The organism is Lysinibacillus sp. FSL P2-0066 (assembly GCF_037969495.1).
In the GTDB taxonomy this organism is placed as follows: Bacteria; Bacillota; Bacilli; order Bacillales_A; family Planococcaceae; genus Lysinibacillus; species Lysinibacillus boronitolerans.
Genome location: NZ_CP150202.1, coordinates 3,338,998 through 3,360,719, shown reverse-complemented (window position 1 = coordinate 3,360,719; position 21,722 = coordinate 3,338,998). Strand labels below are relative to the sequence as shown.

Sequence of the window (21,722 nt, the reverse complement as noted above, 5' to 3'; positions counted from 1 at the left end):
TGATAATTAATTCTCTTCTTGATGATAGCTTTGCTTCGGTTTTTCATCAACAGTATGTTTAAAGGCATAGGCACGGTTGACACTGATAATCGTCGCAACCGTGATAAAGATAACGATGATAACTGCGACTATTAAGAGCGTAGTTAAACTCATAGTATCCACTCCGTTCTTTATTCATCATACCTATTATAAATTATCTGGTCCTATTAATTGTGAAGGAAGTTTGACATAAAAGCGAATAAAACAGCACCTATCACTCCATACTATGGAAAAAGGAGTGAATCGTAAAGATGGATCGTCAGCGCGTATATTTTTCACTTGCTAATAGAACGTATTATACCAACCCATATGCAGGACCGTGGAATTTCGAACTGAATGTAGATCGACAAGCATTAGATGTATTTGAGAGGATCTTTCAGCAAATGCAACTGTTAGAAATTTCGAATGCATGGCGTGCACAGTTACCGTATATACAGTATCACTTGGATAGAGAAAATGATGAAATAGATAAAAGATTAATGAAAATCTATGCACTTGTTCATGAATATGGGGATGATGATACGAAGGCATTCGTTGAGCAGCTTCCTTATTTTAATAAGCGTGTCTAGTGAATGAGGGAAAAGGTCACTGCTTTAGAAGTGACCTTTTCGTCTATTAACAAATGGCTTTTAAAATTGTAAAAACTGCTTCTCGAGGGACAATGATGGGGATAGTGAGTTGATCTTTAATCATGTTTTTCATCGTTGTGGAATAGCCCATGCAATCAAGAATAAGCAAATCGGCTCCTTGCTCTTCTAATTGTTGTGCTTTTGACAATAAATGTTGGTTATCAAAGTGGTACGGGGAGCTTGCTGAAAAAGTTACATCGAACTGTGCTTTTTGCCATTTCTCTGCAACCGTTCGTTGTTGTTCGGGTTCGGGACCTATTAAACCAATGGCTAATTTTGTATGTAACCCCTTCACTAAATTCGTCATCATACGATCAGGTAATAAAAGATTTTTATAGGATAATTTATTCGTAAAATCTCCTGTACACATAAGTAGTATCCATGTGAATTCATGTAGATCATCAATGCATCTTTGAATATAAGGCATGAGTTTTTGTTTACTGAGCTTTACTTGTCGACCATTAGTAAGTAGTGTTACTAACACATCTGAGTCCTCATGAGAAGGCGAAAGGGTGGCAATTTCCTCTGAGGAAAGTGAGTCCAGTACACCGAATTCATGTACGTGTAAACCAGCTTCTCTTAATTGCTGTATATCCTCTGCCATATCTTTACGTGGTGCCTGACCAATTGTTACAACGGCAATTTTCGAATGTTGCATTGCGCTCACTCCGCTTCGTAATATTTTTGTCCATTTACATAAGTTTGTAAAACCTTTGCTTCTGTTTCAAAAATAGGGTGCGACCAAACAACAAAATCAGCATCTTTGCCTTCCTCAAGGCTACCAATGCGATGATCTAGCTGTACGAGCTTAGCTGCATTGATCGTAATACTTTTGAGGGCTATGTCTTCATCTAAACCATAACGAATCGCCTCTGTCGCACAATACTTTAAGTATTGAATTGGTACAAATGGATGATCTGTCATGATAGCAAACGGAATATTATGTTCTTTAAAAATGGCAGCTATCGCTGGTGTAGAATGACGTGTTTCATATTTAGACGGCGTTAACATATAAGGGCCAAGCGTCGCATGGAATCCACTATCTTTAACGGCATCCACAATGAGATAGCCTTCTGTGCAGTGCTCTAAATGAAGCTTCACATTAAATTCTTTGGCAATTCTAATAGCTGTCATAATGTCATCTGCTCTATGGCAGTGAAGGCGAAGGGGCATGTCGCCTCGAAGTACCTCAATAAACGGGCGTAACTCAGCATTTTGTTTAATCTGCTCAGTTTGTTGTTGTTCATTGAGTTGACTTGCACGTTGGAAACCATCCCGTAAAAGCTGTGCAATGGCCATGCGAGTCATCGGCTTGCGTTTATACTGATTGCCAAAGACGTTTTTCGGATTTTCCCCTAGGGCCCCCTTTAAACCGCTCCGCTCTACTAAAACACGAGAGGAAAGGGTAGGTCCTGCTGTTTTAAGAATGCTCCAAATGCCACCAATAACATTGGCACTACCTGGACCAGTTTGCACAGTGGTTACGCCACCTTCTAATGCATGTTGAAAGGAAAAATGTCGGATATCTACACTGTCTAAAGCGTGCATAAGAGGTGTAAAGGGTTCGCTATATTCATTGGCATCATTAATGTCTTCGGTGACTTCAGCCCATGTTCCAACATGAGCATGAATATCAATTAACCCCGGTGTAACATAGGCTCCCTGTAGATCAACTAGCTCTGCTTGTGGGGGAAATTCTTTGGCTGGTCCAATATAGACAATTCGTCCATCTTCGATCCATAACTGTTCACAAGTATCGTTTTGCTCATTGACTGTAAGAAACTTTGCATGATGATAAATAATCATTGTGTCAACCCTTCTTCCCGTGCATAAACTTTTGTTCCTTTAATATAGGTTGCGACAACCTGTGCATCTAGATTTAATGGATGCTTATCCCAAATAACAAAATCAGCAAGAAGACCATCACGAATCGCGCCTGTTTTATGGGCGATCCCTAGAAAGTTTGCAGCCCCTGTTGTGAGAGCATATAGCACGTCCTGGCGTGCCATACCTTCTCTTACAGCTAAGCAACCTTCTAATGTTAGATGAGAGGTGCTACTAACAGGATGATCCGTACAAAAAACGAAGGGAATATTGTGCTTAAACAGTTGATGATACAGTTTTGGTGATAGTGCCATCATCTCATTGTGCTCAATATATCGAAATGTAGGACCAGCTATAACCGTATTAAAGGATGTTTCATGAAGGAATGTAACTTCAGTGCCATGGATAATATGAAAATCAAAAGTTGAGCCAAATTCTTCTTGAAGGCGGCTAATGAATTCAAGATCAACGGCTTTGTGCGCTCGAATAACGATTTTCGTAATGGACGGCTCTTGTTGCTGAATTTGTTGTAATGTTTCTCTTAAAATTTTGGCGATGCCCATACGCGTGAGTGGTTTTTTCTTTTCAGCGAAAAATGTACTTTTTGCCTGATGTCCAATAGAGAAGGAATATGCCACATCTTTTGAAATAACCATTTCATCAACCGTTGTATGTGTATGGTGAATAATAGCCGTTTTTGCACCAATCAGGCTCTTAGGAGATGGAACAATATGAGATGCTGTCACCCCATGAGAAACAGCCTTTTGAAAAGCAGTATCAAATGGGTATATGCCATCAACTACAGAATATTGCAAATGTGAGTCAAATTCATAGCTATCATCACCTTCCCAACGAATTCCTATTTCAGCTAGACCGATTTGTGAGCAGCTATCGATAAAACCTGGTGTAATATAGTAGCCATCTAAATCTAACTCTGTTTCGGGTGTATTAGTAGCGGGTTCAAAGTATTGCCCTTGCACTTGAAAAGATTGCTTATTAAAGCTACGAGTCTCAGAATTAAAAACAAGTCCATTTATATAGCGAGTCATCGGATCAAATCTCTCCTTATGAAGAGAAAAGCGGAGACTAGAATCTCCACTTTTCCAGTTTAATTATTTAGTAATGGATACGTTTGTGCCGTTTGGATGTACAATTTGTACGGAGTTATCAGCAGAAACCTCAAAGCCCTGTACTTTTTTGTTTACACCTGCAACCGTTTGTGTTGCCTCTAATTCAATACGTGGAACATCGGCTAAAATCAGCTTTAATGCTTCTTGGTATAATTTTGCACGTTCCTCTTGCACCACTGTTTCTGATACGGCACGTTCTAATAATTTATCCACTTCTGGATTGCTGTAGCCTTTACCATTTCCTAACGCACCAATTTGATTTGTGTGGAATAATTGATAAAGGAAGAAGTAAGGATCTGGGTACCAAGTCCAGCCACCAATATTCATTGGCGCATTACCCTTTGCCACAGTATCACTGTAAGTACCCCATTCAAGCACTTTTATTTCCACATCAATATTTAAGTTTTTCTTTAACTGACTTTGGAAAATCGTTGCGTAAGGAACACGTGCTTCTGATACGAAAATCTCTGTCTTGAAGCCATCAGCGTAACCAGCCTCTGCTAGTAATTTTTTTGCTTCTTCTGGATTATATTTTGGTACCATATCAACTAACGATTGATCATATCCCCATGAACCTGGTGGTAATGGTAAATAAGAGACATCACCGCCACCCCATTGGTTAACGCCAGAAATAATTTCCTCTACATTTGTTGCCATATAAATCGCTTCACGAACGCGTTTGTCAGCAGTTGGACCTACTTTGTTATTAAGATCAAGATAAACAATCGATAGACCTGGATTTGTTAAAAGCTCAAGGTTACTATCTTGGTTGATGATTTCTCGGTTTTGACCTTTAACGTCCATGGCAATATCAATATCACCAGAACGTAATGCGTTTGTCATCATATTTTGATCGGAGATAAACTTCAATGTTAAGTTATCGACATTTGGCTTATCGCCCCAGTAATTCTCGTGACGAACTAATTTTACTTCTTGGTCTTTTTTCCATTCTGTTAGTTGGAATGGACCTGTACCAACAAAGTGTTCAGAAAAATTATCGCCCCATCCTTCAACTTCTTCTTTTGGAATAATAATATTCCCTGCATCCGTTAGCATAGCAAGTAGGGCAGCATTTGGTGTAGCTAAGTGAATCTCTACTTCATAATCCGATAACACTTTCACTTCTGTTACACCACTTAAACGATTCATAGCAGATTCTTTAGCAGAGCGTTCTAAAGAGTATTTCACATCTTCAGCTGTCATTTCACGGCCATCCTGATACTGACCTTTTTGGAATTTAACACCTTCGCGTAATTTGAATGTGTAGACTAACATATCCTCTGATACATTCCATTCAGTCGCTAACGAAGGGATGATATCAGATAGATCTTTGTTATAAACAACTAACGTATCACCCATTTGGCGCATCACCTGTGATTCATAAACCCCTGTATATTTGATCGGATCAAATGTTTTTGCATTGGCTGACAGACCAATATTTAATGTGCCTCCAGAAGTAGCTTCTCCCTCTTTTTCATCCGTTGAAGTACTTTTCTCATTGTTTCCACCACAAGCAGCTAAAACACCAATTAGTAAAGTTAAAAAGAGTAGTAGTAAAGACTTTCTTACGTTTAATTTCTTCATATGCACTAGCCTCCTTAGTTTTTGTTTCACAATATGAACCGTTGATTCAAAAATGGTAGGTTCGAGATTAAAATTAGCACACTTGTAAATAGAAAGTAAATATAAAATTACAAAGATTCAGAAAAAAATATATTTACAAACAATTATTAAGTGGTGTACTATGTGGTTATTCACAATATGAACCACTGATTCTAATAATGAAAAGGAGGTCTTGCTAAGATGGGCTCATTTATTTTAAAAAGGTTAGTTAACCTCATCCCCACACTGCTAGTAGTAGGGATTATCGTCTTTATTATTACGCGAATGATTCCTGGTGACCCGGCTTCAGTCATGCTTGGACCACAGGCGAGTGTAGAAGATGTAGAGAATTTAAGAGAAGAGCTAGGATTAAATAAATCCATGCCTTCGCAATTTATTTCATATGTAGGAGATCTAGCACAGTTAAATTTAGGATATTCCTATTCTTATAGTGAGTCTGTCATCGGACTTATTCTCGAAAGGTTCCCTAATACAGTGATATTGGCATTGGCAGCGCTGTTAATAGCAGTCGTGATTGGCATCCCAGCAGGAATATTTGCAGCGAGAAAGCAAAATACCATCATTGATTATGTTGTAATGCTTGTGTCATTAGTTGGTGTATCTATGCCAATTTTCTGGTTGGGCATCATGCTTGTTTTATTCTTTAGTGTTAACCTTGGTTGGTTCCCTGCGACTGGAATGGGGAATATCAGCGATGGCCTATGGACCTATTTGAAGCATTTAATATTGCCAGCATTTGCTTTAGCAACGATTCCAATGGCGACATTTGCACGGATTACCCGTTCAAGTATGTTAGAGGTTATTTCGCAAGATTATATTAAAACTGCTCGTTCTAAAGGTATTAAAGAATATTTAGTAATTGGTAAACATGCATTTAAAAATGCACTGACACCGATTTTAACCGTGTTAGGAATGCAGATTTCTAATTTACTGGGCGGAGCGGTTTTAACAGAAACGATTTTTAGTTGGCCTGGTATGGGTCGATTAATTGTAGATGCCATTGATAAACGTGACTTTGTAGTCGTACAAGGTACTGTTATTTTCATTGCGTTTATCTTTGTGCTTGTTAACTTAGTGGTCGATGTACTTTATAAAGTGGTCAATCCTAAGGTCAATTTAGAATCGGATGGAGGGAAAAAATAACAATGACTCAAGCAATCGTCAATGAAACGAGAAAAAGAAATACGTTATTGCGCAAGTTGCTAAAAAATAAATTAGCGACAATTGGGTTAATCATTGTCACTTTAATGGGTATTGTTGCTATTTTTGCCCCATTGATTGCTACCCATCCACCGAATGAAATGATTGTCGGTAAATCATTTTTACCGATGAATACAGAAGGACATTTATTAGGAACAGATAACTATGGTCGTGATCTGTTTAGTCGCTTAGTTTATGGTACACGAATATCGATGATTGTTGGGATTGCGGCAGTGCTATTTGGTGCTGTATTTGGCACACTGTTAGGCTTAGTGGCAGGGTATTTTGGTGGACGCATTGATTCGATTATCATGCGCACAATGGATGGTCTTTTCGCTTTCCCGTTTATTTTACTGGCTATTACATTGATGACGGTATTAGGGCAAGGACTTGTCAACGTTATTGTTGCGATTGGTATTGCTAATATTCCAGGTTTCGCACGACTTGTTCGAGGACAGGTTTTAAGTGTAAAAGAGGAGGAATTCGTTGAAGTAACACATTCTTTAGGTGCTACACATACGAGAATTATTTTTAGTCATATATTACCAAACTGTTTAGCTCCTTTAATTGTCTATGGAACGATGAGTACAGCTGGCGCTATTATTTCAGAAGCTGCCCTTAGCTTTTTAGGATTAGGCGTTCAACCACCGACAGCTTCATGGGGCAGTATTTTAAAAGATGGTAAAGACTTTTTAGTATTAAATCCCCAAATGGCGACATTTTCAGGCATTTGTATTTTGTTAACAGTTCTTGGAATTAACCTATTAGGGGATGGATTGCGCGATGCATTAGATCCGAAAATGAAAGTTTAATGGAAGGGGGTGGAGTCATGACTGAACGTTTACTAGATGTAGAAAACTTAACAGTAGAATTTAAAAGTGGCGGCTCTACAATGAAAGCTGTTAATGGAGTAAATTTACAATTAAATAAGAAGGAAACACTAGGTATTGTGGGAGAGTCAGGATCTGGAAAAAGTGTCACAGCAACTGCTCTCATGCGTTTAATTCCATCTCCGCCAGGAAAAATAACGAATGGAAAAATTCTATTTAATGGCCGCGATTTAATAGAAATTTCTGAAAAGGAAATGCGCAATGTCCGAGGCAATGACATCTCAATGATTTTCCAAGATCCTATTACAAGTTTGAATCCAGTATTAACAGTGGGCAATCAAATTATTGAAGTCATTCAAGCACATGAAACAATATCGAAGAAAGATGCAGCTATCAAAGCCGTTGATATGTTAAAAATGGTTGGGATTCCTGAGCCAGAGAAACGATTAAAAATGTATCCTCACGAATTTTCAGGAGGAATGCGCCAACGTGTCATGATTGCTATTGCCCTTGCTTGTAACCCGAAACTACTCATTGCCGATGAGCCAACAACTGCACTGGATGTAACTGTACAAGCTCAAATTCTTGATTTAATGAAAAAATTACAACAAGAACACGATACAGCCATCATTATGATTACGCACGATTTAGGTGTGGTTTGGGAGCTATGTGACAAAGTAAATGTTATGTATGCAGGTCGTACAGTAGAGTCTACTACAACAAGACAGCTCTATGAGAAACCTTTACATCCCTATACGTGGGGATTATTAGAGTCTCAAATTACAATGGGGACACAAGAGCAACAAAGGCTGCCGGCTATTCCTGGTAGTCCACCAGATTTAACAATGCCACATAGTGGCTGTCACTTCTCAGCACGATGTCCTTTAGCGACAGATATTTGTCGTAGTACTGTGCCTGACTTAGTGGAAGTACAGGACAACCATTTTGTAGCCTGCCATTTACAAGCAAAAGATCAAATTGTCCCTAGGAAGGAGGGAATTTTTAATGCAACAGTACAATGAACTTGTCTTAAAGGTAAGCAATTTAAAAAAGCATTTTCCCATTAAAAGTTCAATTCCTTTTAAAAAACCAACACAATTTGTGAAGGCGGTAGATGGTGTAAGTTTTGAGTTATATAAAGGTGAGACACTGGGGATTGTGGGAGAGTCGGGGTGTGGAAAATCGACGGTTGCCCGTTTAATCAACCAGCTAATTTCACCAACAGAGGGAATAGTTGAATTTAATGGAACGGATTTAGCAAGCTTAAATTCAAAAGATATCCGCTCTGCTCGAAAATCCATCCAAATGGTTTTCCAAAATCCTTATGCATCACTCGATCCTCGTAAAACGATTGAATATCTTATTGCTGAGCCATTAGTGATCCATGGGATTGGTGATGAGGCATCCCGTAAAAAGCGAGTGGTTGAATTACTTGAAACAGTCGGATTAAGTGCCTACCATGCAAAACGCCATCCACATGAATTTTCTGGTGGACAGAGACAACGCATTAATATTGCTCGGGCTCTTGCACTGAATCCAGATATTGTGGTGTGTGATGAACCTGTTTCCGCACTAGATGTCTCTGTACAGGCTCAGGTTATCAATCTATTAAAAGATTTACAAAAAGAATTCGGCTTAACCTATATTTTTATTTCACATGATTTGAATGTCGTGAACTACATGTGTGATCGAATTGCTGTCATGTATTTAGGAAAAATAGTGGAAATTGGCACATACAAGGAAATTTATGAAAACCCTCAGCATCCTTATACACAAGCCTTGTTGTCAGCCATTCCTAAGGAAAATCCTTTTGATAAAAAGGAACGCATTATTTTAACTGGTGATGTTCCAAGCCCAGTAAATCCCCCGAGTGGCTGTGCATTCCATAAGCGCTGTCGTTTTGCTACAGAAAAATGTGCAGACGTCCAACCGACACTTGATACAGTATCAGCTACACATCAAGTATCGTGTCATTTATTTAAGTCGATAGAGCAAGAAGTATCATCCATTTAACGAAAGATAAAATTTATTGAAGCAGAAAAAGGAGCGGACTGATTATGTCATTGAAGCATGTTATTGAATTATACGAGGTAATGGATAGTATTTATGTAAACGGAGACACGATTAAAGAGTATTTACACAATATTGATTCCGCAGCAGATGTCAAGGTAAAAACTATTCAAGGCGAAAGCGGCTCAACTGATTTTGTTCGCGTCCTTGTGAAAGGAAAGAACGGCAAGTCCTCAGGCGGGAATGCACCTACATTAGGAATTATTGGACGATTAGGTGGTATTGGAGCGCGCCCTGAAATGACAGGCTTTGTATCAGATGGAGACGGCGCACTGGCCTGTCTGGCAGGAGCAGCAAAAGCTATTGATATGGCCTTAAAAGGTGATCAATTAGAGGGTGACGTTATTTTCTCCACACATATTTGTCCAACAGCTCCAACCTTACCACATGAGCCAGTGCCATTTATGAACTCGCCAGTGGATATTAGTGTCATGAACGAAAATGAAGTAGAAGATACAATGGATGCTATTCTATCCATTGATACAACAAAAGGCAATCAAGTATGTAACCATAAAGGATTTGCTATAACGCCAACTGTTAAAGAAGGTTACATATTAAAAATTAGCGATGATTTATTGCACGTATATACACAATCTGCTGGTATTTCTCCAGTTGTCCTACCGATCACGATGCAAGACATTACACCATATGGTAATGGATTATTCCATATCAATAGTATTTTACAACCGGCTGTTGCAACATCTAGCCCTGTTGTAGGTGTGGCGATTACAACTGAATCTGTTGTAGCAGGCTGTGCAACAGGTGCAACACATGTCACAGATGTAGAAAATGTTGTGCGATTTGTGTTAGAGGTAGCAAAAACTTATGGTGCTAATAAATGCTCTTTCTTTGATGAAACACAATTTTCACATATGAAAGGCTTATATGGTAGCATGAGTCATTTACAAACGAAAGGAAACGAGGTACACACACATGAATGATTTACAAGCACTTAAAGCTCAATTAGTAGATGCAGTTGAAAATCATCAAGAGGAATTGTTAGCGTTTTGTTCAAAGCTCATTCAAATTCCAAGTGTCAATCCTCCTGGGGATACGACTGAAATAACAGCTTTTATCGAAAACTATTTAAATGATGTAGGCATTACTTATCAAAAATATGAAGCTGCAGATAAAATGTTTAATTTAGTAGCATCCATTGGAAATGGGGAAGGAAAAGAACTCGTTTATTGTGGTCATACCGATGTTGTACCTGTTGGTGATCTATCGAAATGGGATTTTGATCCATTTTCAGGAGAAGTGAAGGATGGCTGGATGCTTGGCCGTGGGGCAAGTGATATGAAAGCCGGTTTAGCGGGTATTATTTTTGCAACAAAGCTATTAAAGAAACTGGACATCGAACTACCAGGAAAATTAACTTTGGCAATCGTACCAGATGAAGAAACAGGCGGCGAATTTGGTGTTCCTTGGCTGTTAGAGAGAGGCTATGTGCAGGGAGATGGTTGTTTAATCGCTGAGCCCTCTTCACCTTTAAATCCAACAATTGGACAAAAGGGCTCTTACTGGTTTGAATTAGAAGTGCGTGGGGAACCTGGACATGGAAGCCTATCACCATTGGCTGGACAAAATGCCATTGTCGATGCAATTCGAGCTATTCAAGAGATTCGTACACTATGGGATGTAGAAATTACGATTCCTGAAGAGGTACAGCCACTTATCGAGGTATCAAAAAAATACATGCGTGAAGTGGAAAAAGATCGCTTGAAATATCAAGAAGTTTTAGAGAAAATTACTGTAAATATTGGTACAATTGAGGGAGGTACGAAGTCAAACGTAATCCCAGATTACTGTAAGGTTCAGGTCGATTGTCGTTTACCATTTGGCATTACACAAGAGGAAGTAACAGAAATCTTGACAAATAAACTAGATGGTTTGGCTATCGATTATTCAATCCAACGTTTTGGCTTCAAAAGTGTAGCCAATTATACACCTGCTGAAAATCCTATATGCCAATCGATAGTGGAAAATATTTCTTATGTTACAGGGCAAGAGGCATATGGTGTCATGCAGTGGGCAAGCAGTGATGCTCGTCATTTCAGACAGTATGATATTCCTGTATTGCAATACGGCCCAGCTTATTTACCAAGTATTCATGGTTATAATGAAAAAGTGCGTGTTGAGGATATCGTACGCTGTGCAAAAGTTTATATAACTGCTGCTGTTGATTTCCTATATCAAAAGTAAGAGATTAGCTACTCTCTTACTTTTGATAAAGTGATATCAGGTGCTGACGGCTGCTAAATCTATCGATTATTTCCCCCTTAAGAGAGAGATTTGCAGCCGTTTGTACAGATAAATAGATCAGAAGGATGAGAGATATGCTAAAGACATTAAATTTATCAATTGCGGTTTTAAAAATGTTTACAAAGGAAAAGCCCACATGGGGTGGTCGAGAGTTAGCACTGGCGATGAATATGAATCATACAAATTTATATCGCATTCTTGAAACCTTCGAAAATAATGGGTTTATTACAAAAGATCCTATAACGAAAAAATATTCTCTTGGTATTGCATTATGGGAAATAGGTATGAATATGTATGATTCATTAAACATAGATCAGCTATGTATGCCAGTTCTTGAGAAATTAAAGGATGTCACTGGTGAAACAGCTATTTTTACCGTACTGAATGGACTGGAAGCGTTAACATTACTGAAAGCAGAACCTATAAATAAGGTGAAATTCACAGTTTCAAGAGGTAGTAGATCGCCACTTTATGTAGGGGCATCTTATCGTTCAATGCTTGCTTTTTTAAATGAAGAGCAAATTGCAAAGGTTATAGATGAACCATTAACAGCTTATACAAATAATACAATGACAGATGCCACAGAAATACGGGCAGAGCTAGAAAAAATTAGATCATGTGGCTATGCACTTAGTAATAGTGAGTATTCGGTCGATGTATTGGCGCTAGCTATGCCTATATTCAATAGTGAGGAACAGGTCGTAGCATCCATTACCGTTTCTGGACCAATTTATCGTTTTACAGAGCAACGTGTTCCGGAGTTTTTGGGACCTTTAACGGAAGCTAGAAATGAAATAGAAGGAATTATTCGTAGATATCATTTGAATTTTAATTAAGGAGTCCTGTTATGCAGCATTTACATGACATTGCACTAAATGTTTTAAAAGGCAATTTAAATGTTCAATCATCAGAGTCACTATTAATTTTGACAGATCATCACAAACAAGACATCGCGAAAATTTTTTATGAAGCTGGACTATCAATTACAGCAAATACAATGTTCATGGTGATGCCCCTGTTAGAGAAATCTGGTCAAGAGCCAATCCAAGCAGTTTCTGAGCTTATGGCGAATGCCGATGTTACACTGTGTATTACCTCCCATTCCCTAACACATACAATGGCTCGTAAACATGCCTGTGAAAAGGGCGGGCGTGTAGCAACAATGCCAGGTGTGACATTGGAGATGCTAGAGCAAGGTGCTCTTCATGCTGATGCAGAGGAGATCGAAGCTATGGTAGAAAAATATGTCCTTTTACTTGATACGGCAAAAGATATTCGTATTGTCAAGGATGGCCATGAGCTCACGTTTAGTGTAGAAGGCCGTTTAGGAATTCGTTCCACTGGTGTTATTCGTCAACCAGGTGAGTATGGAAATATTCCTTCAGGAGAATCATATATTGCGCCAATAGAAACATCTGCGAATGGAGAGATTTTAGTAGATGGCTCTATTGCAAATATTGGTGTCTTAAAGGAGCCATTATTATTAAAAATTAAGAATGGTCGCTTAGAAGAGGCAATCGGTCCTGATGGTGCACGTCTACTTGCTTTACTTGGGGAAGGTAATGGTAGAATTATTGCCGAGTTTGGCATTGGGGCCAATAAAAGTGCCATCCTATGCGGCAATGTATTAGAGGATGAGAAGGTATTTGGGACAATACATATTGCTTTTGGCAGTAATGCACCATTCGGAGGAGCCAATGCGTCAGATGTGCATATCGATTGTGTTGTGAAAAGCCCAATTGTCTACTTTGACGGTCAGCAAGTCATCTAAAGAAAAGCGTGTCTTCTTTTGAAGCACGCTTTTTTCATGCTTTACAAGACTGTAGTTAAGAGTTGCTTGTCATTGTAGGATTACACTATAGTTAATATAGATAGGAATAGGAATGATGATTAAATTCTGTCCATAAAATAGAAGCAATGATGAAAAAAAGTAACTTTTGTTTTGCAACAAGAAAGAACGTGAGGTTGAATAGATGTTAACATTTACAGATTTACATGGCCTACAAGTAGATTTGAGTTTTACAAGAGGTGAATTTAAAGTAGAACCTAAACACGTCCTTGTCCTTTTAAAGCATAAGAATAAATGGTTATGTACTGTCCATAAACGACGAGGTGTAGAAGTGCCAGGGGGGAAGTTAGAAAAAGGTGAAACATTAGAGGAGGCGGCAATTCGAGAAGTTTTTGAAGAAACGGGTGTTCATGTAAAAAATCTTCAATGGTTCGCAGAGTATGCAGTGCATGATGAAATCGTTTTTTGTAAAACCGTTTACACGGCACAATTTTTAGCGCAAGAGGACATAGAATTTGATTTAGAGACATCAGGCATGCTTTGGTTAACCGATGAAGAATTTGCTCAGCATCCTAACTTGAGCTTTCACATGAAGGATGAGGGGATGAAGAAAATGCTGGAGGAGTTGAAAGACCGTGACATACAATGGTGAAATTGTGGAAAAACGTGCCTATCCCTCACCCAATCCAGCAATACGACTAACAGAAATAACCTATCTATCACAGGGCTTGCGTATAAAAGGGTTATTAGCGGAACCAAAAAAAGAAGGTACATATGATGGCTTTTTATATTTAAGAGGCGGTATGCAAAGCATTGGGATGGTAAGACCCTCTCGTATTGCACAATTTGCTGCGCAGGGCTTTATCGTATTTGCCCCATACTATCGTGGGAATCGTGGGGGAGAGGGACGTGACGAATTTGCAGGGGCAGACCGTTACGATGCGGTCTACGCAGTAGATGTACTCAAACAATTTTGCAATGACAATATCCATGTTTTTGGTTTTTCGCGAGGTGGTATTATGGCTCTGTGGACAGCCATTTTAAGAAAGGATATTACTTCTGTTGTAACATGGGCAGGTGTTTCTGATGCAACGGCCACTTATTGGGAACGTACAGATATGCGCAGGATGATGAAGCGCGTTATTGGAGGAACACCGAACCGTGTACCAGAAGCGTATGATGCAAGAACACCTCTTTTTGAGATAGAGCGGATAACAGCCCCTGTACTTATCATTCATGGCTATCGTGATGAAAATGTAGATATAGAACATGCCAGACAATTGGCATTTTTTTTAGAGGATGCAAATAAATCATTCGAAACTTGGTATGATCTTAACTACGCACATCAATATCCACCAGCAAAAAATCGTGAAACTGTCCGTGCTCTTTGCAAGTGGATGAAGCAACAATAAAGCTTAGAGAAAACAAAAAAGACAAAGGGAACGAATAAGTTGTTCCCTTTGTCTTTTATTTAGTCGTTATTTTAATGGGCCACCAAGTGTAGTGATGGCTTCAGAAACGTTTGAGAATTTCTTGAAGTTTTCATTGAATAAGCCTGCAAGCTCAGCAGCTTTTGCATCGTATGCAGCTTTATCTGCCCATGCTTCACGAGGGTTTAACACTTCTGAAGGTACACCTTCAACTGCTGTTGGAATGTGTAAACCAAACACAGCATCTTGTGTCGTTTCAACATCTGCTAATTTACCATCAATTGCTGCACGAACCATTGTACGTGTGTAAGAAAGTTTCATACGGCTACCTGTGCCATATTCGCCACCAGTCCAACCAGTGTTCACTAGGAATACTTGTGCACCGTGCTCGTCAATTTTTTGTCCTAACATTTCTGCATATACTGTAGCAGGAAGTGGAAGGAATGGAGAACCGAAACAAGTAGAGAAAACTGGTTCTGGCTCAGTTACACCACGTTCTGTTCCTGCAAGTTTAGAAGTGAACCCGCTTAGGAAGTGATACATTGCTTGTTCTTTTGTTAATTTACTGATTGGAGGTAACACGCCAAATGCATCAGCTGTTAGGAAGATGATTGTTTTTGGATGACCTGCAACAGAAGGATCAACGATATTTTCGATATATTGGATTGGGTAAGCTACACGTGTATTTTCTGTTAGAGAACCGTCATCATAGTCACAAATACGAGTTTCTGGATCAACAGCTACATTTTCTAATACAGAGCCGAAGCGAATTGCATTGTAGATTTCTGGTTCTTTTTCAGCAGAAAGATTGATTGTTTTTGCATAGCAACCACCCTCAATGTTGAACACACCATTATCAGACCAACCGTGTTCATCGTCACCGATAAGCTTACGATCTGGGTCAGCTGATAACGTCGTTTTACCAGTACCAGATAGACCGAAGAATAATGCCACATCGCCAGCTTCACCTACGTTTGCTGAACAGTGCATTGAAAGGATACCTTGTTGTGGTAATAAGTAGTTCATGATACCAAAAATAGATTTTTTCATTTCACCAGCATATTCAGTACCACCAATTAAAATAATTTTCTTTTCAAGTGATACGATAATGAATGTTTCAGAGGCAGTACCATCAACCGCAGGATCTGCTTTAAAGTTCGGAGCTGAGATGACAGTGAAGTCGGCAACATGAGAAGCTAATTCATCTGCTGTTGGACGGATAAATAATTGATGAGCAAAAAGATTGTGCCATGCGTATTCATTAATAACTTGAATGCTTAATTGTGAATCTTTGTCAGCACCTGCAAAGCCTTTGAATACGAATAACTCGTCACGTTCTTTTAAATATTTTATTACTTTTACATATAGGTTATCGAACACTTCAGAAGAAATTGGTTGGTTGACTTTACCCCAGTCAATTTGATCTTTTGTGCTTTCTTCTTCTACCGTATATTTATCTTTAGGTGAACGACCAGTGTATTTGCCAGTTTCTGCACGAACTGCGCCATCTACTGTTAACATTGCTTCACCACGAGATGTAGCTTTTTCTGCTAATTGTGGTACTGAAAGTTGAACATTAATGTTACCGCCGTTTAATAATTCCTTCAGTTCGTTTGCAATTTCTACTGAATTCATCGATTAAATACCATCCTTTTTTATAGTATTCCCTTGATTTAGAGGGATTTTTTCTTAATTTCAAAAATAGTATAACACAATTGCTTAAATAATCTATACTAATTAAGAAATTATTTTAGAGTTTTTACCACTTTTCAATAAACTGACAAAAAATAATGTTTTTCGAGTAGAATACCATCAATCCTACTGTAATTAGGCATGAAAATTGAGCCACACATATGTTACCACAAGTAGCTAGGTATGTTGTAGGGATTAATTTGCTTCTATTTACATCATCATCCAAGTATGAAAAGTTTTTGTGTAATAGGTTCTTTCCTTTCTATACAGTAATACATAAGAAAATATTTGACAACGTTCGACCTTTTGAGTAACATGAAATTGAACGGATACTCTTATCCCGAGCTGGTGGAGGGTCAGGCCCTGTGAAACCCGGCAACCTGCATGAACTATTTCACGACATGCGCTGGTGCCAACCTGATGCAAGGGAACATCCCTTGAACGATAAGAGTGAAAGGTTACGCAGTCATTATTCCTTTCCTCATGTAAAGTAACGTGAGAAAAGGATTTTTTTATTGTTAAAAATCAATGTAAAGGTAAGTATATGTAGTTCTTTCCTTATTATAATGACGGATCTTTCGAAATCCTCGTGTTAAAAGCAGCAGTAACGGCTTGAGAGTTCAATCCTTAGGAGCGGACTTGACATGGGTAATGAGTACCGTATTCATACACAACTACTTATTGTAAGAGTATTTAGGAGGAAAACCAAATGACAAACCGTCGACTGTTTACATCAGAGAGTGTAACAGAAGGACATCCAGATAAGATTTGTGACCAAATCTCGGATGCCATTTTAGATGCTATTTTAGCAGAAGATCCAAATGCGCGTGTAGCATGTGAAACAACTGTAACAACAGGATTAGTATTAGTAGCAGGAGAAATTACAACTTCTACTTATGTTGATATTAAAGGTATCGTTCGTGATACTGTAGCAGAAATTGGCTATACACGTGGTAAATATGGCTTCGATGCAGAAAACTTAGCGGTGCTTGTGGCGATTGGTGAACAATCACCTGATATTGCACAGGGTGTTGATCAGGCATTAGAGGCACGTGAAGGCTCTATGACAGATGCTGATATTGAAGCAATCGGTGCTGGTGACCAAGGCTTAATGTTTGGCTATGCATGTAATGAAACACCAGAGCTTATGCCATTACCAATTAGCTTGGCTCACAAATTAGCACGCCGTTTAACAGAAGTACGTAAATCAGGTGAACTTGCCTATTTACGTCCTGATGGTAAAACGCAGGTAACGATTGAATATGATGACAATAATGTACCCGTTCGCGTGGATACAATTGTTATTTCAACACAGCATGATGAAGAAGCAACACTTGAACAAATTCAAGCGGATTTAAAAGAATTTGTTATTGCACCCGTTGTACCGAGTGAATTATTAGATACTAACACTAAATACTTCATCAACCCAACTGGCCGTTTCGTAATTGGTGGACCAAAAGGCGATGCTGGATTAACAGGACGTAAAATCATTGTTGATACATACGGTGGTTATGCACGTCACGGTGGTGGTGCCTTCTCAGGTAAGGATGCAACCAAGGTAGACCGCTCAGCAGCATATGCGGCACGTTATGTAGCAAAAAACATCGTAGCAGCTGGCTTAGCAGAGCGTGCTGAAGTACAACTTGCCTATGCGATTGGCGTTGCTCAGCCTGTTTCCATTGCTGTCGATACATTTGGCACAGGTAGAGTAAAAGAAAGCGAGATCGTTGAATGGGTACGCGAGCTATTCGATTTACGCCCAGCAGGTATTATTAAAATGCTTGATCTTCGTCGTCCAATTTATAAACAAACTGCTGCGTATGGACATTTTGGTCGTACAGATTTAAATGTACCATGGGAGCAAATTGATAAAGCCGACGCACTACGAGAAAAAGCACGTTTATAAACTATTGAACTAAAGTAATGAAGTCATTAGAAAATTATTCTAATGTATTAATAAACAAAGGAGCAACATTGCTCCTTTTGTTTTTTTTACAAAAATACCTCGCTAGGATTCGTGAACATATTCGGTACACGAAAACGCGAGGGATTTTTTCGTTAGTATTGATTTTTTGTGTAGGTTATTTATTTCTGAAGTGATTTATAATATTGACCTTTTTCTGCGTATTCTCGTACGATGCGTTCCATATCCTCTTTATCTTCAGCATTTAATTCTCGGACAACTTTTGCTGGACGACCTAATGCTAAACTATTTGGAGGAATGACTTTACCAGGAGGTACTAGGCTTCCAGCTCCAATAAATGCACCTTCTCCAATCTCAGCTCCGTCTAAAATAATGGATCCCATACCAATTAAGGCATTTTTGCGAATTGTACAACTATGTAAAGTGACTTGGTGTCCAACTGTTACCTCATCTTCAATAATGAGCGGATATTTTGGGCTTTGGTGTAAACAGCAAAGATCCTGAATACTGACACGTTTACCGATAATCGTTGGGGAAACATCACCACGAATAACCGTATTAAACCAAATGGTTGTTTCGGCGCCAATTGTTACGTCGCCCGTAACAGTTGCGTAATCAGCAATGAAAACAGACGGATCGATCTTTGGCGTTTTATCTTTAAATGGATAAATCATGAAAATCGCCTCTTTTCTTTCTATAATGTAGTATTATCGTATCAAATACGCAACTTTATGGAAATATAAAATTAAAATGTGCTATTTATTTCGATATAATCAAAGTGTAATTATTTTTTAGGAGGACTATGTAAATGTGGAAATGGGAAGCTGATGGACAAGCAAAAGCTGTGATTGCTATTCTTCATGGTGCTTATGAAAATCACCGTTGGTATGCATGGCTGATAGAGAAATTAAGATTAGAAGGCTTCCACATAGTCATGGGGGATTTACCGAATCATGGTGGTAATGCAAGATTTGCTAGAGTCCATGATGAAGACTTCAAATTGTACAATAAGTATACACGAAACCTGATTGAAAATGCTTTTTCATATAATTTACCAACCTTTGTAATAGGGCATGGACTAGGTGCAACATTAATCCTCCATACACTGCAAAAGAGACAATATGAATGTGCAGGCATTATTTTAACATCACCTTGGTTGCAACTAAAGCTATTACCAGGTAAATTAACAAATGCTTTAACAAGTCTAAGTGCGTTAACAGCCAATGTTAAGTTGACACATGATATTACATTAGAGAAATTAACGCGTAGTGTTGAAGGCAGAGAAGAAATGAAAGATGATGTACCGCTCATGTCTGTTGTTTCTGTGAAATGGTATCGAGAACTTCAGCAAATGATGAAAAATTTAGTGATGCTGCCTAAAGGTGAAATGCCTAATATGCCTATGCTAATTATGACAGCTGAGAAGGATAAAATTACGGACACTCGCCAAACCCGAAATTGGCTTCATCAACAGGAATTCACAGAATTTCAGTTTAAAGAATGGGCAAATTGTTATCATAATTTATTTCATGAGGGAGAGCGCGAAGAAATTTATATGTATACACGAGATTTTATTAATAATGCTCTTCGAAGAATTGGTTATATAATTAAATAGGTTTATCCCCTTCCATTTACTAGGTTACTTACTTAAATATTGTTACTCAAAAATAATATTGTAATTTTCTGAAAAGTGTAATACTATAATGATCTAAAGTAAGGTATTTTAAATTGGAGGGGTAAAATGGATGTAATTGTGGAGAAGTTGAATGGTATTTTATGGGGACCATGGTTTATTTATGGTATCTTATTGATTGGGTTATTTTTCTCAATTATCACAAGGTTCCTACAGGTAAGGCACATTAAAGATATGTTTGTTTTAATGTTTAAAGGGGAGAAATCGGAAAAGGGAATATCCTCTTTCCAAGCAATGTCTATCGCATTATCAGGACGTGTAGGTACAGGTAATATTGCTGGTACTGCGACAGCAATTGGAATGGGAGGACCTGGTGCTGTCTTTTGGATGTGGGCAATCGCTTTCATTGGTGCGGCTACCGCGTATGTAGAATCAACATTAGCTCAAATCTATAAAGAAGAGAAAGATACAGAATATCGTGGTGGACCGGCCTTTTACATAGAAAAAGGAATGGGTCAAAAATGGTTTGCAGTAATTTTTGCTGTGGCGGCTTTGATTGCGATGTTAATCTTAATGCCTGGCGTCCAATCAAACGCCATTGCAGGTGCTGTTGAAAACGCTTTCGGTTTGGAAACTTGGATAACAGGTCTTATTATTGTTGTTTTATTAGGCGCAATTATTATCGGTGGTGTTAAATCTATTGCAAATGCAGCCCAAATCATTGTACCTTTTATGGCATTAGCATACATCATTATGGCTATTATCATTATTGTTATGAATATCTCTGAAGTACCAACAGTATTTGCATTGATTTTCTCAAGTGCCTTTGGTGCCCAAGAGATTTTTGGGGGCATTATTGGTTCTGCCATTGCTTGGGGTGTTAAACGTGGAATTTATTCCAATGAAGCTGGTCAAGGAACGGGTGCTCACCCTGCAGCAGCAGCGGAAGTATCGCATCCTGCTAAGCAAGGAATTGTTCAAGCGGCGTCTGTGTATATTGATACATTACTAATTTGTTCTGCTACGGCATTTATGATTTTATTTACAGGTATGTACAATGTACAAGATGAAAAGGCAGCTGAAGGAGCAGATCCATTTATCCATATTGGACAATTTAATAGTGGTGGATTAGCAGGCGATGAGCAAATGACCTTTGCGAAAAGTATTGAAGCAGGTGCAGCCTATACACAATATGCAGTTGACTCATCATTACCTGGCTTTGGTGCTCCATTTGTAGCCATTGCGTTATTCTTCTTTGCCTTTACAACAATTATGGCTTACTACTATATTGCAGAGACAAATGTCGCTTATTTATTTAGAGGTAGCACAGAAAAGATTTTCATTTGGATTGCAAAGATTGCTATTTTAGTTGCAGCCTTCTATGGTACAATCCGTACGTCTGGTCTAGCATGGGCAATGGGAGATGTAGGTCTTGGTCTAATGGTTTGGATTAACGTTCTGGCTATTTTAATTATTATGAAACCAGCTATTGTTGCATTAAAAGATTACGAGAAACAGAAAAAAGAAGGAAAAGATCCAGTCTTTGATCCTCGTAAACTAGGCATTAAAGGTGCAGATTTCTGGGTTGAATATAATGAAAAACGTAATAATAAATAGATAAAGTGCAAGGCGATCAGCTAGTTTACT

General features: G+C 38.6%; 21 protein-coding genes and 1 riboswitch. Of the genes, 14 read left to right on the top strand and 7 right to left on the bottom strand.

Annotation, left to right across the window (positions count from 1 at the left end; all coding sequences use genetic code 11):
• Positions 1-6: 6 nt before the first annotated feature.
• Entirely contained in the window at positions 7-153 is a 147-nt protein-coding gene (gene ytzI, locus MKZ14_RS16690) for a YtzI protein (RefSeq protein WP_016992523.1), read from the bottom strand.
• 137 nt (positions 154-290) lie between these two features.
• Between ytzI and MKZ14_RS16685 the strand changes: the two genes are divergently transcribed.
• On the top strand, positions 291-608 hold the full coding sequence (locus tag MKZ14_RS16685; protein ID WP_016992524.1) for a hypothetical protein: 318 nt from the start codon (positions 291-293) through the stop codon (positions 606-608).
• A 46-nt stretch (positions 609-654) separates the two neighbouring features.
• Here MKZ14_RS16685 and MKZ14_RS16680 read toward each other — a convergent pair whose 3' ends face one another.
• The 4 genes from MKZ14_RS16680 to MKZ14_RS16665 all read right to left on the bottom strand — a co-directional run bounded on the left by MKZ14_RS16680 (position 655) and on the right by MKZ14_RS16665 (position 5,206).
• Positions 655-1,326: an AroM family protein gene (locus tag MKZ14_RS16680; protein ID WP_016992525.1), complete on the bottom strand. Its 672-nt coding sequence runs from the start codon at positions 1,324-1,326 to the stop codon at positions 655-657.
• A 5-nt stretch (positions 1,327-1,331) separates the two neighbouring features.
• Positions 1,332-2,474, bottom strand: coding sequence for an amidohydrolase (locus tag MKZ14_RS16675; protein WP_016992526.1), 1,143 nt, complete (start codon positions 2,472-2,474; stop codon positions 1,332-1,334).
• The gene (locus MKZ14_RS16670) at positions 2,471-3,541 is read right to left on the bottom strand and encodes an amidohydrolase family protein (protein WP_333005398.1); all 1,071 of its coding nucleotides are present in this window, start codon (positions 3,539-3,541) and stop codon (positions 2,471-2,473) included. Before MKZ14_RS16670 ends, MKZ14_RS16675 begins: the two co-directional genes overlap by 4 nt.
• Positions 3,542-3,604: 63 nt before the next feature.
• Positions 3,605-5,206, bottom strand: coding sequence for an ABC transporter substrate-binding protein (locus MKZ14_RS16665; RefSeq protein ID WP_333005399.1), 1,602 nt, complete (start codon positions 5,204-5,206; stop codon positions 3,605-3,607).
• 219 nt (positions 5,207-5,425) lie between these two features.
• Here MKZ14_RS16665 and MKZ14_RS16660 point away from each other — a divergent pair, with 219 nt between their 5' ends.
• The 10 genes from MKZ14_RS16660 to MKZ14_RS16615 all read left to right on the top strand — a co-directional run bounded on the left by MKZ14_RS16660 (position 5,426) and on the right by MKZ14_RS16615 (position 14,808).
• The gene (locus tag MKZ14_RS16660) at positions 5,426-6,388 is read left to right on the top strand and encodes an ABC transporter permease (RefSeq protein WP_004225947.1); all 963 of its coding nucleotides are present in this window, start codon (positions 5,426-5,428) and stop codon (positions 6,386-6,388) included.
• Between the two features lie 2 nt (positions 6,389-6,390).
• Complete coding sequence (locus tag MKZ14_RS16655) at positions 6,391-7,257, top strand: ABC transporter permease (protein ID WP_205445122.1); 867 nt, start codon at positions 6,391-6,393, stop codon at positions 7,255-7,257.
• A gap of 17 nt (positions 7,258-7,274) precedes the next feature.
• A complete protein-coding gene (locus MKZ14_RS16650) occupies positions 7,275-8,297 on the top strand; it encodes an ABC transporter ATP-binding protein (protein WP_016995144.1) in 1,023 nt (340 codons plus the stop codon).
• Positions 8,281-9,288 (top strand): dipeptide ABC transporter ATP-binding protein, encoded by a 1,008-nt coding sequence (locus tag MKZ14_RS16645; RefSeq protein WP_016995143.1) that lies wholly within the window; start codon positions 8,281-8,283, stop codon positions 9,286-9,288. The genes MKZ14_RS16650 and MKZ14_RS16645 overlap by 17 nt, the downstream gene beginning before the upstream one ends.
• Before the next feature lie 44 nt (positions 9,289-9,332).
• On the top strand, positions 9,333-10,286 hold the full coding sequence (locus MKZ14_RS16640) for a DUF1177 domain-containing protein (protein ID WP_016995142.1): 954 nt from the start codon (positions 9,333-9,335) through the stop codon (positions 10,284-10,286).
• Positions 10,279-11,547, top strand: a complete 1,269-nt coding sequence (locus tag MKZ14_RS16635; protein WP_016995141.1) for an ArgE/DapE family deacylase — start codon at positions 10,279-10,281, stop codon at positions 11,545-11,547. The genes MKZ14_RS16640 and MKZ14_RS16635 overlap by 8 nt, the downstream gene beginning before the upstream one ends.
• Before the next feature lie 134 nt (positions 11,548-11,681).
• The gene (locus MKZ14_RS16630; RefSeq protein ID WP_016995140.1) at positions 11,682-12,443 is read left to right on the top strand and encodes an IclR family transcriptional regulator; all 762 of its coding nucleotides are present in this window, start codon (positions 11,682-11,684) and stop codon (positions 12,441-12,443) included.
• Between the two features lie 11 nt (positions 12,444-12,454).
• Positions 12,455-13,378 (top strand): aminopeptidase, encoded by a 924-nt coding sequence (locus tag MKZ14_RS16625; protein ID WP_016995139.1) that lies wholly within the window; start codon positions 12,455-12,457, stop codon positions 13,376-13,378.
• 202 nt (positions 13,379-13,580) lie between these two features.
• Positions 13,581-14,048 (top strand): NUDIX domain-containing protein, encoded by a 468-nt coding sequence (locus MKZ14_RS16620; protein WP_333005403.1) that lies wholly within the window; start codon positions 13,581-13,583, stop codon positions 14,046-14,048.
• Positions 14,032-14,808, top strand: a complete 777-nt coding sequence (locus MKZ14_RS16615) for a prolyl oligopeptidase family serine peptidase (protein ID WP_036078464.1) — start codon at positions 14,032-14,034, stop codon at positions 14,806-14,808. Before MKZ14_RS16620 ends, MKZ14_RS16615 begins: the two co-directional genes overlap by 17 nt.
• A 66-nt stretch (positions 14,809-14,874) precedes the next feature.
• Here MKZ14_RS16615 and pckA read toward each other — a convergent pair whose 3' ends face one another.
• On the bottom strand, positions 14,875-16,461 hold the full coding sequence (gene pckA, locus MKZ14_RS16610) for a phosphoenolpyruvate carboxykinase (ATP) (protein WP_016994468.1): 1,587 nt from the start codon (positions 16,459-16,461) through the stop codon (positions 14,875-14,877).
• 389 nt (positions 16,462-16,850) lie between these two features.
• Positions 16,851-16,969, top strand: a riboswitch (SAM riboswitch).
• Positions 16,970-17,227: 258 nt separating this feature from the next.
• Between pckA and metK the strand changes: the two genes are divergently transcribed.
• A complete protein-coding gene (gene metK, locus MKZ14_RS16605; RefSeq protein ID WP_258860400.1) occupies positions 17,228-18,424 on the top strand; it encodes a methionine adenosyltransferase in 1,197 nt (398 codons plus the stop codon).
• A gap of 179 nt (positions 18,425-18,603) precedes the next feature.
• Here metK and MKZ14_RS16600 read toward each other — a convergent pair whose 3' ends face one another.
• Positions 18,604-19,116 carry a gamma carbonic anhydrase family protein gene (locus tag MKZ14_RS16600; RefSeq protein WP_016994472.1) on the bottom strand — a complete coding sequence of 171 codons (513 nt, stop codon included), beginning with the start codon at positions 19,114-19,116 and terminating at the stop codon, positions 18,604-18,606.
• A 134-nt stretch (positions 19,117-19,250) separates the two neighbouring features.
• On the opposite strand from MKZ14_RS16600, the gene MKZ14_RS16595 reads away from it, so the two are divergent.
• Together MKZ14_RS16595 and MKZ14_RS16590 are read left to right on the top strand one after the other, a co-directional pair.
• Complete coding sequence (locus tag MKZ14_RS16595) at positions 19,251-20,057, top strand: alpha/beta hydrolase (protein WP_269897669.1); 807 nt, start codon at positions 19,251-19,253, stop codon at positions 20,055-20,057.
• Positions 20,058-20,183: 126 nt separating this feature from the next.
• The gene (locus MKZ14_RS16590; RefSeq protein ID WP_016994476.1) at positions 20,184-21,692 is read left to right on the top strand and encodes an alanine/glycine:cation symporter family protein; all 1,509 of its coding nucleotides are present in this window, start codon (positions 20,184-20,186) and stop codon (positions 21,690-21,692) included.
• The last annotated feature ends 30 nt before the right edge of the window (positions 21,693-21,722 follow it).